Here is a 14,492-nt window from a genome sequence, read left to right as displayed (position 1 = left end):
AGGACTGTATGATGAATTGGACTTACCAAATCCCGGAACAAGGCATGACCGTCACGGACTTATTGAAAAGTGAATGGGGACTCGGAAAAAAGACCGTGCACGAACTGCGTATGGCCAAAGGCGTCCGTCTTGAAGACGGCACAGAACCGCGCTGGCAGGAAGCACTCGACAAAGGGACGCAGCTGACTGTTACTATCCCACAAGCCGAGTCGCCGTATCGCCCGAACGCGTCGATCGAACCTGAGATTTTATTTGAAGATGAGCATTTCATCATCGCCAATAAACCAAAAGGGCTCGCCACCCACCCGAACGATAACCACCAGGATGATACATTCATCAACGGCTTGATGGCTTACGTCCAGCAATCCGGCGGTTCGTATATCGAACACATCCACCGGCTCGACCAAGGCACTTCCGGCGTGTTGCTATTGGCAAAACACCCAATCGCCAAAAACGTCATGGACCGGATGGTCGAACAAAAGCTTGTGCAGCGTGAATACGAAGCACTCGTCAAAGGGCTGGTGCGCGGGCAATCCGGGACGCTCGACTTCCCGCTCGGCCGCGACCGCCATCATGCGACGCGACGCCGCGTATCGCCGAACGGGCAAAGCGCCGTCACCCATTACCAGGTCATCAACCGTGCAGACGGTCGCTCCCTGCTTCATTTAACTTTGGAGACGGGGCGCACGCATCAAATCCGCGCCCATTTGTCGCACGTCAAGCACCCGATAATCGGCGATGAATTGTACGGAGGGCCGCCGACTGAAGACGGCGAATACTTCCTGCATGCATTCCGCATCGCGTTTAAACACCCGTTCACTGGACAGCAAATCGATATCGAAGCAAAACAATAACCAAAAGGCCAGCGAACCCATTCGCTGGCCTTTTTTTATTAAACTTTGATTTCATCCGGATGGGTTCCGCTCCGCCAATCCTGGTTGAGCGCTGAAATCTGTTTCATCTCTTCTTTACTTAATTCAAAATCAAAAACATCGGCATTTTCAACGATGCGCGACGGCGTCACCGATTTCGGGATGACAATCAAGTCATTCTGGAGATGCCAGCGAATAATGGTCTGCGCGATGGATTTCCCGTACTTTTCGCCGATTTCCGAAAGCACCGGATCTTCGAGCAGACGCCCTCTCGCAAGAGGCGACCAGGAAGTGACCGCAATGTCTTGTGCCGCACAAAATTCGCGCAGTGACTCCTGCGTCAATTGCGGATGCAACTCGATCTGGTTGACCATCGGTTTCGTATTGGCCTTGGCCAAGATCTTCTCCAGGTGATGCTGCTGATGGTTGGAAACGCCGGCAGCACGGATCAATTTTTCATCATAGAGCCGCTCGATTGCACGGTAGGTTTCCTCGAACGTGTCGGGGATCGCCCAATGCGTCAAATACAGATCCAGATAGTCCATATCCAGCCGTTTCAATGAAGCTTCGAATGCACGCAAGGTCTGGTCGTAGCCCTGGTCGGTATTCCATACTTTCGACGTGATGAACAGCTTTTCACGCGGCACGCCTCCTGCGCGGACTGCTTCGCCAACCTCTGCTTCGTTGTCATATACTGTAGCGGTATCGATCGCTTTATAACCTGTTTGGATCGCTTTTACCATCGCTTCGACCGCCGCTTCTTTATCGGTCATCTTGTAGACGCCAAGGCCGAAACGCGGCATTTCCACTCCATTATGTAAGGTCTTTGTTGATTCAATCGTCAGATTCATAAAAATTCTCCTCCTGTTCTTTTTTATTGTACAAATTGTCGACAGGAATTTCGACTATTCGCCACTAGATTGAGAAAAGCTCTTGCATCCGATATTAAAAACGAATATTATTAAACGTGTTGTTCAAAATGTTCGTGTTTATAAGGAGGATATTCCATGTTTCAGTTAAAAGAACACGGAACTGACGTCAGAACCGAGATTACTGCCGGTATGACGACGTTCCTGACAATGGCGTATATCGTCATCGTCAACCCGGTGATTTTAGGTGCTGCCGGCGTTCCGTTCGACCAGGTTTTTCTTGCCACCATCATAGCAGCGGTTATCGGTACATTATGGATGGCATTGCTCGCCAATTACCCGATCGCCATCGCTCCGGGCATGGGGCTTAACGCATATTTCACTTCCATGGTGCTCGCTTCTGACGGCGCCATTGATTATACAACCGCTTTTGCTGCAGTCTTCGTTTCGGGATTGCTGTTTGTCGCACTGTCATTAACCTCGATGCGCAAAATCCTCATTGAAGCCATTCCCGAAAACTTGAAACACGCCATCACGGCAGGCATCGGCTTGTTCATCGCTTTCATCGGCATGCGCCTCAGCGGCTTGATCGTCGCCAATGAAGCGAATCTCGTGGGGCTTGGCGACCTGACTTCGCCGCCTGTCGCTTTGACGCTCGCAGGGCTCGCCATCACGCTTATCTTCATGTCCTTGAACATTCACGGCGGGATTTTCTTCGGCATGATCGCAACGGGCATCATTGCCTTCTTCACCGGCCAATTGACATTTGCGGAAGGCTTCATGAAGTTGCCATCGCTTCCGGAAGGCATCATCGTTTGGAATCCCATCGAAGCCTTCCTGCTGGTCGCCGAATTCGGCCTCTACGGCGTCGTGTTCTCGTTCCTGCTCGTCACGCTTTTCGACACGACCGGAACGATGATCGGTGTCGCAAAACAAGCAGGGCTCATGAAAGACAATAAAATGCCGCGCGTGCGCCAGGCGCTTCTCGCTGATTCTGTCGCTGCCAGTGCAGGCGCCATGGTCGGCACAAGCCCGACCAGCGCATATGTCGAATCTTCCGCCGGCGTAGCTGCAGGCGGGCGCACGGGGCTCACAACTTTAACCGTCGCTATCCTGTTCATCGCAGCTGCCTTTTTCGGGCCGCTTGTCGGCTCGCTTTCTGGCGTCGCCGCCATCACCGCTCCCGCTCTCATCATCGTCGGCAGCTTAATGATCGGCGCCGTCAAGCAAATCGATTGGGATCAATTCGATGAAGCGTTCCCGGCGTTCCTGATTGTTCTCGCTATGCCGCTCACATCAAGCATCGCAACGGGTATCGCACTCGGATTCATCTCTTACCCACTGATGAAAATCTTCAAAGGCAAATGGAAAGCCGTTCACCCGATTCTTTATATTTTTGCTGTGCTGTTCACGATCCAGATCCTCATTGCACCGCATTAAAAAATCCCCTGCATTCTTCTATGCAGGGGATTTTTTGCATCTTAAACGATAGGGCCGCTTACAAACCAATTTTCGTTGTCTTTACATTTGCCCACAAAAAAACACCGATTTCTCGGTGCTTTTCTTGTTAGACTCTAGCTGAACGCCCGGACATGGCTGCTGAGAGCAATAGCACGATTGCTGTCAATAAGTGCAGCGCCCAGCCGATCAACGGAATCCAAGCGAGTGCACTTGTAATGATCCCCAGAATCGAGCCGAACTTCGGCGAATATTCTTTAAAGCAAAAGAACAACGTAATGGCATGTAGCACGAACATGATGCCGAGCGGTGCATAGCCTGCAGAAATCACAAATCCGCCCCCGATGAACGGAATGGCCAGAAATGCCTCCGCAAGGCCCGTAATCCAAAGCAGTGCAACGGATGTCTTCATTTTCATATCAGTTCATCCCTTCCTTTTCTTCCTACCCCTATATACGCATCACATCCAAAAAAGTTTCAAGTTTTTCGGATAGACGGAAAATGTCCATATTTTCGAGTGGGTTCCATATTTCATTTTTCCCGATGGTACGCTATACTAAACACAGATGCAAATTTCAAGGAGGTCGTCATTCATGAACTTGATCTTAATCTTGGGGATTTGTGTATCGTTTTTGGTAGCTATCTTCACTGCTGGATACGATGACAAACCAGGCACAGACAAAAGACAATAACCTGAAAAGCAAAAGGACAGCGCCCACGCGCTGTCCTTTTTTGTCGTTTATTTCAAATTCGGGAAATCCTGTTGGCGCAGCGCTTCATACATCAAGATCGCTGCCGTGTTCGACAAATTGAGTGAACGGATATGTTCGTTCATCGGGATGCGCAAACAGCGCTCTAAGTTGGCATCAATCAATTCCCTCGGCAAACCTTTCGTCTCCTGCCCGAAAACGAAGAAATAATCTTCCCCGGTATCCGAAAAATCAAACGAGCTGTAGGTCTTCGTGCCAAATTTGGTGATGTAATGGTATTTGCCGTCAGGGTAAGCTGCAAATAACTCATCGAGGCCATCGTGGTAATGAATGTCCACGTGCTCCCAATAATCGAGCCCGGCCCGTTTGAGCATTTTATCGTCCGTCGAAAATCCGAGCGGCTTGATCAAATGAAGGCTGACGCCTGTGCCCGCACAAGAGCGTGCAATGTTCCCGGTATTCGCCGGAATTAATGGCTGATATAACACAATGTGTATTCCCAAATTTCTTCACTTATCCTTTCGTTTCTGCAGAAAAGAATGCCAAGCCTTTAGCGATCTCCGCCAGCACCTCTTCATCTTTCTCTTGCTGTTGTGCATATTCGAGCGCTTGTCTTCCATCATCCGTCCCGATGCGGCCGATCGCCCAAGCCGATGTCCCGCGAATGACCGGGCGCGGATCCGTCTTCATCAATTCGATCAACGTGGGCACTGCAGACTGCTCCTTGAAATGGGCAAGCGCCAAAATGGCATTGCGCTGGATCGGCTTTTTGCCGCGCCAAGAACCTGATACATGGCCGAATTTCTCTTTGAACTCCCGATTGGAAATGGTCAACAACGGCTCGAGCAAAGGCTTGGCGATTTCCGGGTCCGGATCGAATTCCGGATGGATGCGATTGGCTTTGCGCTTATTTTTCGGGCACACGGTCTGGCACGTGTCGCAGCCATAGATCCGGTTGCCGATTTTCGAGCGGAACTCATCCGGCAGAAAGCCTTTTGTCTGCGTCAAAAACGAAATGCAGCGCTGGGCATTGAGCTGCCCACCCTCGACAATCGCACCAGTCGGGCACGTATCGATACATAAGCGGCAGTCGCCACATTGGTCTTCCAGCGGTTCGTCGTACTCAAATGGGATATTGGTAATCATCTCGCCCAAATAGACATATGACCCGAATTCCGGCGTGATGATATTGGTGTTTTTCGCGCTCCATCCGATGCCGGCACGCTCTGCCACGGCACGGTCAGACAACTCTCCGGTGTCGACCATCGATTTTGTCCGCGCATCTGGATAATGAGCCGCGATGAACGCTTCAAGCAGCGCCAGGCGGTCCCGAAGTGCTGCATGGTAATCCTTGCCCCAGGAAGAACGCGAGAAAATGCCGCGCCTCGCTCCCTTGACACCAGGCGTCGCCCCTTCCATTTTGGAAGGATAGGCAATCGCAATTGCAATAATGCTCACGGGCTCTTCCATCAATAGTTCCGGACGTGTGCGTTTCTCCACATCCGATTCCTCAAAACCGGACTGAAAATTCAATTGCTGCTGGCGGATCAAGCGATGCTTTAAATTAAAAAATGGTTCGGCCGAAGCAAAGCCGATTTTATCAATTCCGATTTCCGCGGCATACGCAACCAGTTGTTGTTGGAATTGATCCAAGTTCATGTCGATAACTCCTTGCTCCAATTTATGGTAAGATAAGGCTATTATTCACGGAAAGGATGATTGCTGTGGACTTTCGCGTAAACTCTGAAATTACAGAAATCCTGCCTGATTTCAAAATCGGCATTATTCATTATAACAATATCACCGTTTCGGATTCACCTCAAATGTTAAAAGGCCGCCTCCAACTGTTTCAGGAACAATTATTTTTCGATATGGACGATAAAGAATTGACGGATTTTCCTGGCCTTCTCGAATGGAGGCTGGCTTGGAAAGCTCTCGGAGGCGACCCGAACCGCTACCGGCCTTCTGCAGAAGCCTTGTATCGCCGTGTGCGCAAACAAAACTATCTGGTCCCTGTCAACTCGGCGATTGATATGAACAGCTTCCTATCCCTTCAGTACGAAATTCCGCTCGGTTTATACGACACGGACCAAATCGAAGGCGGTATCGAAATCGCACTCGGCAAGCCCGATGACCGCTATGAAGGCTTGAATAACCGCGACAATACGCTCGATAACATTATCGTCACACGCGATGCAAATGGCGCGTTCGGCAGCCCATACGTCGATTCAAAGCGCACTGCTGTAACACAACAGACTACTGACGCGATACATGTGTTTTACCTCCGCCCCTCCATGAACAGCGACAACGCCATCCAGCTATTGACCGCTGCCGGCAATATGTTCACTGGCATCAACGGCGGCGAAGCGACTGCGTTTGTTCTTTAATTGCCTGAAGCATTTGCTTCAGGCATATTCTTTTTGTTCTCCCTAAAACTCTAGTATTCTTTTGATACTGAGATAAAAAAGAGGGATGCCACATGAAAAAAGTCCATAGCGACGTTATCCAATTCCGCGGCAGCCATTACGATTTCGGCTACCACCAAGGGGAGTTGTTGAGAGATTCACTACTTTTACCAAACCGAAAAATACAGCGCAATGAAAACAGCAAGCAATTATTGGTGGATGAAACGAAAGCCATTGATATGCTCGAACGCTTCGCCCCGCGCATCTGGGAAGAAATCGAAGGCTTGGCTGATGCCTTGAAATGGCCACTTTTTGATGCCTTGCGCGAATTCGGCGGCTATTATATCGAATATACACGCAGCGGCTGTTCGATCCTGAGCCGCTCCGATTTTCTAGTCCGCAATTATGATAGTTCGCCGCAAGGCTATGAAGGCCGATTCGCCCTATACGAGCCGACAGACGGAGGCTATGCTTCCATCGGGCCGTCCATGCAAATTACCGGGCGGACGGATGGACTCAACGAGAAAGGGCTTGCGATGGGCTATAATTTCATCAACCGCCGCAATTCAGCAGACGGGTTTATCTGTAATATGATTGGCCGCCTGATCCTCGAGCATTGCGCAACGATCGAAGAAGCCGTCGATTTATTGAAAGAACTGCCCCACCGCCGGTCATTCAGCTATGTATTACTGGATAAGAGCGGACGTTCAGTTGTCGCCGAAACTTCCCCACGCAATGTCATTGTCCGGGAAGCGGCTGTATCGACCAACCATTTCAAAGTGTTATCGGAAGAAAACCGTTACCAGATCGACGATTCCAAACGCCGCGAAGATGCGCTGCTGACTCATGCCACCACATCAAACGACGCATACGCAGCGTTCCGATTATTGAACGACTCAAACCAGGGCGTGTTTTCAACAAAATACAGCACCGCTTCCGGTACCTTGCATACGGCTTCCTATTTTCCAAACAGCTTGGAAGTCGGCTTCGCGATCGGCCCCGACCGTTTGCCGCTCATGTTCGATTTTCAAAAATGGCTTCAAGGCGAACGCTTGCTGGCAAAACGCATCAACGGGAAAATCGATACCCATTTCCCGTTTCCGTATCTTGACGACCTATCTTCATTGCAGCAAAAAAACGGCTAGAGCATTCGGATGCTCCAGCCGTTTTTCATTTGAACAACGCATCAGTATGGGCGAACCCAATGCCGGTATCGATCTGTCCATTGACGGATGTATTGCGGACAGGCTTCCCTGCAAGCCATTCCCCAAACTTGAACACTTCGGGCTCCTGGTCGCCTCCAAGCGCGAACCACACTTCCTGCTCTTTCGGTAGATAAACAGAGGTATGGATTGTTCCGGCCCAACTCTTATAAAGATCCGAAAACAAGCCGCGGCCCGTGTCATTGAACAAGCGATAAGCGCGATACGCTTCCGCTGCATCTTCTGCATTCTGTTCGATAACCGACAGTCGTTCATAAGAATCCTTTAAATAATTGCGGTTTTCATGCTGCTGGATTTCAAAATGATTCGTACAGGCCGAAGCATCGCGCACTGCCACTTTGCGCGGTGTTGCTTCCATAACCTTTGTGGCGCCGCTCTTATCGGTCACAACGTAGCTAAATGACCCTCGATGCGGAATATCTTTTACTAAAGCAACAGCCTCTTCTATAGTTGAGCAGCTCTCGAGAATGATGCGCCCGATCATATAACAGACAAAGCCATCACCCGGGTTTTTTCGGTGCATAAAATTATAGCCCATCGCCAAGCCATGCTCGTTCATGCCATCCATACGTCCCAAAATGCGCTGGCTCGGACCGATAATGGCGTTCCCCTCTTGTGGCTGGAACAAGCAGAACCTGCCTTCATATGTCTGCGGATGGAAGTCATAATTGCGCACCAAAAAGTCTTCGCCGCTGACGATTGAACAGCCCGACGGCGGTGCATCGATCCGGTAACCGCCAAAATCACGAAGCACCTCATCAATCGGTAGCTTGAGGCTATCTTCAAGGCCTTTCAACTCCTCCCACAAGTTCGGGGCGTATTCATTGAACGCAGCTTGCGCTTCTGCCGGGTCGATGACAAATCGCGGCCTCTTACTCTTCCATTGCCCGCGGCGGTTGTGCAGCGTGATCGATTCTTTAAGCGCATTCCCTTGCATCATTCCATAATCATAATGGCTTCCTCTGAATTCGACGACTTCACTATCTATCTGTCTCATAACTCCTCCTCATTACTGATCGTTTTTTAATTTTTTAAAAGATCATCTTTCTTACTCATTCGGCGAACCACCCATTTTTCAAGCTCCACAATAATAAAGACACTCATCCCGATCAGCAATGGCCAAATCCAATACCTGAGCCCGATCGGTTCCGTGCCAAGCAGCGTATTCATAAACGGCACATACGTCACCGATAGCTGCACTAAGATTAATATGGCCGAGACAATAAAAGCCGCTTTATTGGAAAAGAAATCACGATTCAGTGCAAAACGCCGCTCACTCCGGCAATTGAATAAATAAAATAGCTGTGAAATGACCAGGGCTTGTAAAGTCATGGTCTGCAAGATGCCTTGGTCATAATCTCTAGCTTCCAGCATGCTGTTCATCCATAAAATGCCCCCTCCGATAATCGCCGATGCAAAAGCGATGCGGAAAACATAATAGCCACTGAGCAACGGGCTATTGGCTTTCCTAGGTGGCCGCTCCATCGTACCAGGCTCGAGCTTCTCAAATGCAATCGCCAAGGAAATCGTCACAGCTGTAATCATGTTGACCCACAAAATTTGTACCGCAGTGAGCGGAATCGTAGTGCCAAATAGAATGCTGATAAAAATGAGCAGCCCTTCGGATACGTTTGTCGGCAATATGAACAGGATGGTCTTTTTCAAATTGTCATAGACGCGCCGCCCTTCCTTCACTGCATTGACAATCGTGCTGAAATTATCATCAACCAGCACCATCTCTGCCGCTTCTTTTGATACTTCTGTTCCTTTGATTCCCATCGCAATGCCGATATCAGCTCGTTTCAAAGCCGGTGCATCATTGACCCCGTCGCCGGTCATTGCACACACTTGCCCCTTGGCTTGAAGAGCTTCAACCAATTGCAATTTATTTTTCGGGCTGGTACGCGCGAAAATGTCATATTCCAAGGCTGCAGCTTCCAACTGTTGTGCGTTTAAACCATCCAATTCCCTACCTTCAAGCGCCTTGACCCCATCGCCGATTCCAAGCTTGGCTCCAATCGCCACAGCGGTGTCTTTATGGTCTCCAGTGATCATCTTGACACGAATTCCGGCTTTCTTGCATTGTACAATTGAATCGATCACTTCTTCGCGCGGAGGATCAATGATGCCAGCCATGCCCAGAAACTCAAATCCGCACTTCATATCTTCGTGATTTATGACTTCCACTGTGTAATCGACTTGCTTAACAGCAGCTCCTAAAAGGCGTTCTCCGCGTTTTGCATGTGAGGCTACCTTCGCCTCCCATTCATTCCTTTCTTCGCTTGGTATCATCCCCAACAGCTTTTCAGGGGCACCCTTTGCATAGATCCATTTAGTTCCCCGATCTTCAACCAAAGCAGCCATGTATTTATAAGTAGAATCAAACGGAATCTTCATAATTACTGGCAACTTCTCTACTTCGTCATCCGCTTTCTCTGCAAGCGTCAACAGGCAGCCTTCTGTCGCACCCCCACTGATTGACCATTTCCCTTTTTTCCCTTTGACCAAATGCGCATCATTAACTGTTTTCACACAGGCTAAAAACTTTGCCAAGCGAGGATGATCAGCTAAACGAATTCCATCTCCGTTTTTCTTTAACATTCCTTCGGGTGAATAACCGACCCCACTAACATTGATTTCTTCATCTGCCAGAATAACAGAAGTCGCCGTCATTTCATTTTTCGTCAAAGTCCCTGTTTTGTCTGAGCATATTACCGTAACGGCCCCTAAAGTTTCGACTGATGGCAAGTTCCGTACAATAGCATTCTTCCCAGCCATCGTTTGGACACCCAAAGCTAAAATAATGGATAATACCGCCGGCAACCCTTCTGGAATGGCGGCTACGGTCAAGCCGATGATTGCCAACAATAACTCAGCGGTGGCATAGTCATGGATCCAATAACCAATGAAAAACATGCCGATTGCACTCAGTACAATAATCACTGATATCACTTTTCCGAATTGAGCGGTCTGCTTTAATAAGGGTGTCTGTAATTTCTCGACCGATTCCATCGCGCTGCTGATTTTTCCGAGTTCAGTATCCCCTCCTGTTGCAATGACAACCCCAAACCCTGATCCGGCTGCAACAGCAGTTCCTGCAAATGCCATATTGGAACGATCGCCAAGCACAGTGTCGCTCGATAGTCTTTCAGTCTGTTTATTTACTGCATCCGACTCACCAGTCAAAGACGACTCCTCCACCTGAAGATTCGACGCTTCTACAAGCCGTATATCTGCGGGCACTTTATCACCCGCCCTTAAATAAACAAGATCCCCAGGCACCAAATCAGCTGCCAGAATATCTTTTCGTTTTCCTTCTCGCAATACTCCGGCTTTGACCGATAGCATTTCTCGTATGCTATCCAATGCTTTCTCAGCTTTATTCTGCTGAATATAGCCAATTGCCGCATTGATTACAACTACAGCTAAAATAACACTCGTATCAATATAATGTCCAAGTGCGATCGTAATGACTGCCGCTGCCAGCAATACATATATCAGTACATCATGAAAATGCTTAAAAAACTTTATTATTCCAGATTCTCGCTTTCCTTCAGGCAACTCATTAAGTCCTATTGCGTTCAGCCTTCTTACAGCTTCAGCTCTACTCAATCCTTCTTCTAAACGGACTTCCTGGTTATCGAGTATAGCCGTAAACTCTTGGTCAAAACCTTGTTCTTCGGCCACCTTGCCACCCCCGCCAAGATCGTAATTTTGATTATTATAACACGCAGCCTCCGTTCTCCCACGGCATCCTATTATATATTCCAACATACGTAAAAAAGACAGTCTTCAAAGGAAGCTGCCTTTTTAAAAATAACGGTGTAGAGAGCCGATCCCCTAAGATGTTTCCATCACTACCCTTTCAACTTAACGCATCGGCCACGTCCGTCTCGTGCGAAAACAGGTTACTCCTCAGCTACTTTTCCATTAGTGGTTTTTCTAATAATAGTGCTACTATTGTTACCAGATTAAGACAAAGAAAAAAGCCCTAACTGAAGTTAGGGCCTTTCAATACATTGCTTGGCAGAGCAATGTAGATGATACCGGCGGTCGGGGTCGAACCGACACTCCCGTGAAGGAACGGGATTTTGAGTCCCGCGCGTCTGCCAATTCCGCCACGCCGGCAAAATTGAATCCAGAAACAATTATTCATTGCTTTCAGGAACATTTATTATTATATTAGTAAACCGATTATTTTGCAAGGGGTTATTAGCTATTTTTTAAAAAAAATCTTTGCTATGTACAACTGCAAATCATTCATATAAATAAAGAAAAAAACTCTGACTATAAAAGTCAGAGTTTTAAGCTTTCATCACTTGGCAGAGTGATGATCATTTGATACCGGCGGTCGGGGTCGAACCGACACTCCCGTGAAGGAACGGGATTTTGAGTCCCGCGCGTCTGCCAATTCCGCCACGCCGGCAAAATAGTTTGGAGGCGGCAACCGGACTCGAACCGGTGGTAAGGGTGTTGCAGACCCATGCCTTACCGCTTGGCTATGCCGCCTAAATAATGGAGCGGAAGACGGGGGTCGAACCCGCGACCTCCACCTTGGCAAGGTGGCGTTCTACCACTGAACTACTTCCGCAAAAGCTGGGGTACCTGGATTCGAACCAGGGCATGACGGGATCAAAACCCGTTGCCTTACCGCTTGGCTATACCCCAATAATACTGGGGCGGACGAGGGGAATTGAACCCCCGAGTGCCGGAATCACAATCCGGTGCGTTAACCACTTCGCCACGACCGCCACGCTATTATTATGTATGATATTAAAATTTCAAGAAAACATGGGGCGGACGAGGGGAATTGAACCCCCGAGTGCCGGAATCACAATCCGGTGCGTTAACCACTTCGCCACGACCGCCAACATAATATTTAAAAAATGGCAGGGGCAGTAGGAATCGAACCCACATCGGAGGTTTTGGAGACCTCTGTTCTACCGTTAAACTATGCCCCTAAAAACTGGTGGTGGGGGGCAGATTCGAACTGCCGAACCCGAAGGAGCGGATTTACAGTCCGCCGCGTTTAGCCACTTCGCTACCCCACCTAATGGTGCCGGAGAAAGGACTTGAACCCTCAACCTACTGATTACAAGTCAGTTGCTCTACCAGTTGAGCTACTCCGGCATGGAGAAAAAATATGGTGGGTCAGGACGGAATCGAACCGCCGACACTTAGAGCTTCAATCTAATGCTCTACCGACTGAGCTACTGACCCATATTAATTAATAAAAATGGCGGTCCCGACCGGGATCGAACCGGCGATCTCCTGCGTGACAGGCAGGCATGTTAACCGCTACACCACGGGACCATTTGGTTGCGGGGGCAGGATTTGAACCTGCGACCTTTGGGTTATGAGCCCAACGAGCTACCGAACTGCTCCACCCCGCGATAATATTAAAGTTTCCTTCTATTTATGTGCATGAAAGAAATGGTGGAGGATGACGGGATCGAACCGCCGACCCTCTGCTTGTAAGGCAGATGCTCTCCCAGCTGAGCTAATCCTCCATTGAATGGTGACCCCTACGGGATTCGAACCCGTGTTACCGCCGTGAAAGGGCGGTGTCTTAACCGCTTGACCAAGGGGCCTTTATTTTGAGCTTAAGATACTGGCGGAGAGCAAGGGATTCGAACCCTTGAGACGGTTGCCCGCCTACATGATTTCCAATCATGCTCCTTCGGCCACTCGGACAGCTCTCCATAATTGGCTCCGAAGGTAGGACTCGAACCTACGACCATCGCATTAACAGTGCGGTGCTCTACCACTGAGCTACTTCGGAATAATAACCAGACTAGCGACGTCCTACTCTCACAGGGGGAAACCCCCAACTACCATCGGCGCAAAAGAGCTTAACTTCCGTGTTCGGGATGGGAACGGGTGTGGCCTCTTTGCCATCATCACTAGACTGTATTAATTTGAAAGACAAGATTTATTATATCAATAATACCGATTTTTTCAAGTATTTTTTCAAAAATAATATCTTATTCTTTCAAAACTGGATAAATCGACATTGAATTATGGAAACGCATTTCAGTTATTGGTTAAGTCCTCGATCGATTAGTATTCGTCAGCTGCACGTGTCGCCACGCTTCCACCCCGAACCTATCTACCTCATCGTCTTTGAGGGATCTTACTTGCTTGCGCAATGGGAAATCTCATCTTGAGGGGGGCTTCGTGCTTAGATGCTTTCAGCACTTATCCCGGCCACACATAGCTACCCAGCGATGCTCTTGGCAGAACAACTGGTACACCAGCGGTGTGTCCATCCCGGTCCTCTCGTACTAAGGACAGCTCCTCTCAAATTTCCTGCGCCCGSGRYKRGTCGGGACCTAAGTCGAGGCCGATAGGCGTAGACGATGGACAACAGGTTGATATTCCTGTACCACCTCCCCGCCGTTTGAGTAATGGGGGGACGCAGAAGGATAGGGTGAGCGTGCCGTTGGTTGTGCACGTCCAAGTTGTGAGATGAGAAACGAGGCAAATCCCGTTTCTATATAACATCAAGCAGTGATGGCAAGAGGTTTAACCTCAGAGTCCCTGATTTCACACTGCCAAGAAAAGCCTCTAGCGAGGCGGGAGGTGCCCGTACCGCAAACCGACACAGGTAGGCGAGAAGAGAATTCTAAGGTGAGCGAGTGAACTCTCGTTAAGGAACTCGGCAAAATGCCCCCGTAACTTCGGGAGAAGGGGTGCTCTGGTAGGGTGTTACAGCCCGAGAGAGCCGCAGTGAATAGGCCCAGGCGACTGTTTAGCAAAAACACAGGTCTCTGCAAAACCGTAAGGTGACGTATAGGGGCTGACGCCTGCCCGGTGCTGGAAGGTTAAGGGGAGTGCTTAGCGCAAGCGAAGGTGCGAACCGAAGCCCCAGTAAACGGCGGCCGTAACTATAACGGTCCTAAGGTAGCGAAATTCCTTGTCGGGTAAGTTCCGACCCGCACGAAAGGCGGAACGA

The 14,492-nt window shown here is 49.2% G+C and carries 10 protein-coding genes, 17 tRNA genes and 2 rRNA genes; 5 read left to right on the top strand and 24 right to left on the bottom strand.

The window, feature by feature from the left end; all coding sequences use genetic code 11:
- Positions 1-11: 11 nt before the first annotated feature.
- The gene (locus KTG14_RS11935) at positions 12-854 is read left to right on the top strand and encodes an RluA family pseudouridine synthase (RefSeq protein WP_216971144.1); all 843 of its coding nucleotides are present in this window, start codon (positions 12-14) and stop codon (positions 852-854) included.
- A gap of 38 nt (positions 855-892) precedes the next feature.
- On the opposite strand, the gene KTG14_RS11930 is transcribed toward KTG14_RS11935, so the two are convergent.
- Positions 893-1,723: an aldo/keto reductase gene (locus tag KTG14_RS11930; protein WP_216971143.1), complete on the bottom strand. Its 831-nt coding sequence runs from the start codon at positions 1,721-1,723 to the stop codon at positions 893-895.
- A 156-nt stretch (positions 1,724-1,879) separates the two neighbouring features.
- Between KTG14_RS11930 and KTG14_RS11925 the strand changes: the two genes are divergently transcribed.
- On the top strand, positions 1,880-3,181 hold the full coding sequence (locus tag KTG14_RS11925) for an NCS2 family permease (protein ID WP_211653654.1): 1,302 nt from the start codon (positions 1,880-1,882) through the stop codon (positions 3,179-3,181).
- Between the two features lie 127 nt (positions 3,182-3,308).
- On the opposite strand, the gene KTG14_RS11920 is transcribed toward KTG14_RS11925, so the two are convergent.
- From KTG14_RS11920 to queG, 3 genes are all read right to left on the bottom strand, one after another.
- Positions 3,309-3,617 (bottom strand): hypothetical protein, encoded by a 309-nt coding sequence (locus KTG14_RS11920; protein WP_101189917.1) that lies wholly within the window; start codon positions 3,615-3,617, stop codon positions 3,309-3,311.
- 321 nt (positions 3,618-3,938) lie between these two features.
- Positions 3,939-4,412, bottom strand: a complete 474-nt coding sequence (gene trmL / locus KTG14_RS11915) for a tRNA (uridine(34)/cytosine(34)/5-carboxymethylaminomethyluridine(34)-2'-O)-methyltransferase TrmL (RefSeq protein WP_216971142.1) — start codon at positions 4,410-4,412, stop codon at positions 3,939-3,941.
- Between the two features lie 10 nt (positions 4,413-4,422).
- Positions 4,423-5,568 (bottom strand): tRNA epoxyqueuosine(34) reductase QueG, encoded by a 1,146-nt coding sequence (queG, locus tag KTG14_RS11910; RefSeq protein ID WP_216971141.1) that lies wholly within the window; start codon positions 5,566-5,568, stop codon positions 4,423-4,425.
- A gap of 65 nt (positions 5,569-5,633) precedes the next feature.
- Here queG and KTG14_RS11905 point away from each other — a divergent pair, with 65 nt between their 5' ends.
- Together KTG14_RS11905 and KTG14_RS11900 are read left to right on the top strand one after the other, a co-directional pair.
- On the top strand, positions 5,634-6,296 hold the full coding sequence (locus KTG14_RS11905; protein ID WP_374939903.1) for a B3/B4 domain-containing protein: 663 nt from the start codon (positions 5,634-5,636) through the stop codon (positions 6,294-6,296).
- Between the two features lie 92 nt (positions 6,297-6,388).
- Positions 6,389-7,459 carry a C45 family autoproteolytic acyltransferase/hydrolase gene (locus tag KTG14_RS11900; protein WP_216971139.1) on the top strand — a complete coding sequence of 357 codons (1,071 nt, stop codon included), beginning with the start codon at positions 6,389-6,391 and terminating at the stop codon, positions 7,457-7,459.
- A gap of 25 nt (positions 7,460-7,484) precedes the next feature.
- Here the strand turns inward: KTG14_RS11900 and KTG14_RS11895 are convergent, their stop codons facing one another.
- The 20 genes from KTG14_RS11895 to rrf form a co-directional block, all read right to left on the bottom strand.
- The gene (locus KTG14_RS11895) at positions 7,485-8,534 is read right to left on the bottom strand and encodes a C45 family autoproteolytic acyltransferase/hydrolase (RefSeq protein ID WP_216971138.1); all 1,050 of its coding nucleotides are present in this window, start codon (positions 8,532-8,534) and stop codon (positions 7,485-7,487) included.
- A gap of 26 nt (positions 8,535-8,560) precedes the next feature.
- A complete protein-coding gene (locus KTG14_RS11890; RefSeq protein ID WP_308462015.1) occupies positions 8,561-11,224 on the bottom strand; it encodes a cation-transporting P-type ATPase in 2,664 nt (887 codons plus the stop codon).
- Between the two features lie 357 nt (positions 11,225-11,581).
- A tRNA-Leu gene (locus KTG14_RS11885) sits at positions 11,582-11,665 on the bottom strand.
- A gap of 214 nt (positions 11,666-11,879) precedes the next feature.
- Positions 11,880-11,963, bottom strand: a tRNA-Leu gene (locus tag KTG14_RS11880).
- A 9-nt stretch (positions 11,964-11,972) separates the two neighbouring features.
- Positions 11,973-12,046 (bottom strand) — tRNA-Cys (locus KTG14_RS11875).
- A gap of 7 nt (positions 12,047-12,053) precedes the next feature.
- A tRNA-Gly gene (locus KTG14_RS11870) sits at positions 12,054-12,128 on the bottom strand.
- A 5-nt stretch (positions 12,129-12,133) separates the two neighbouring features.
- Positions 12,134-12,205: transfer RNA gene (locus KTG14_RS11865), tRNA-Gln, on the bottom strand.
- A 7-nt stretch (positions 12,206-12,212) separates the two neighbouring features.
- Positions 12,213-12,288: transfer RNA gene (locus tag KTG14_RS11860), tRNA-His, on the bottom strand.
- A gap of 41 nt (positions 12,289-12,329) precedes the next feature.
- A tRNA-His gene (locus KTG14_RS11855) sits at positions 12,330-12,405 on the bottom strand.
- 19 nt (positions 12,406-12,424) lie between these two features.
- Positions 12,425-12,498: transfer RNA gene (locus KTG14_RS11850), tRNA-Trp, on the bottom strand.
- A 6-nt stretch (positions 12,499-12,504) separates the two neighbouring features.
- A tRNA-Tyr gene (locus KTG14_RS11845) sits at positions 12,505-12,588 on the bottom strand.
- 3 nt (positions 12,589-12,591) lie between these two features.
- Positions 12,592-12,667 (bottom strand) — tRNA-Thr (locus KTG14_RS11840).
- Positions 12,668-12,681: 14 nt separating this feature from the next.
- A tRNA-Phe gene (locus KTG14_RS11835) sits at positions 12,682-12,757 on the bottom strand.
- A gap of 17 nt (positions 12,758-12,774) precedes the next feature.
- A tRNA-Asp gene (locus KTG14_RS11830) sits at positions 12,775-12,850 on the bottom strand.
- Positions 12,851-12,853: 3 nt separating this feature from the next.
- Positions 12,854-12,930, bottom strand: a tRNA-Met gene (locus KTG14_RS11825).
- 41 nt (positions 12,931-12,971) lie between these two features.
- Positions 12,972-13,047, bottom strand: a tRNA-Val gene (locus tag KTG14_RS11820).
- Positions 13,048-13,053: 6 nt separating this feature from the next.
- Positions 13,054-13,128: transfer RNA gene (locus KTG14_RS11815), tRNA-Glu, on the bottom strand.
- A gap of 21 nt (positions 13,129-13,149) precedes the next feature.
- Positions 13,150-13,239 (bottom strand) — tRNA-Ser (locus KTG14_RS11810).
- A 5-nt stretch (positions 13,240-13,244) separates the two neighbouring features.
- Positions 13,245-13,319: transfer RNA gene (locus KTG14_RS11805), tRNA-Asn, on the bottom strand.
- A gap of 10 nt (positions 13,320-13,329) precedes the next feature.
- Positions 13,330-13,445, bottom strand: a 5S ribosomal RNA gene (rrf, locus tag KTG14_RS11800).
- A gap of 347 nt (positions 13,446-13,792) precedes the next feature.
- Between rrf and KTG14_RS18105 the strand changes: the two genes are divergently transcribed.
- Positions 13,793-14,492: ribosomal RNA gene (locus KTG14_RS18105) — 23S ribosomal RNA — on the top strand; the annotation flags it as partial.

Source organism: Planococcus sp. CP5-4_YE, assembly GCF_019042655.1.
Taxonomy (GTDB): Bacteria; Bacillota; Bacilli; order Bacillales_A; family Planococcaceae; genus Planococcus.
This window is presented reverse-complemented; position numbering and strand designations above follow the sequence as displayed.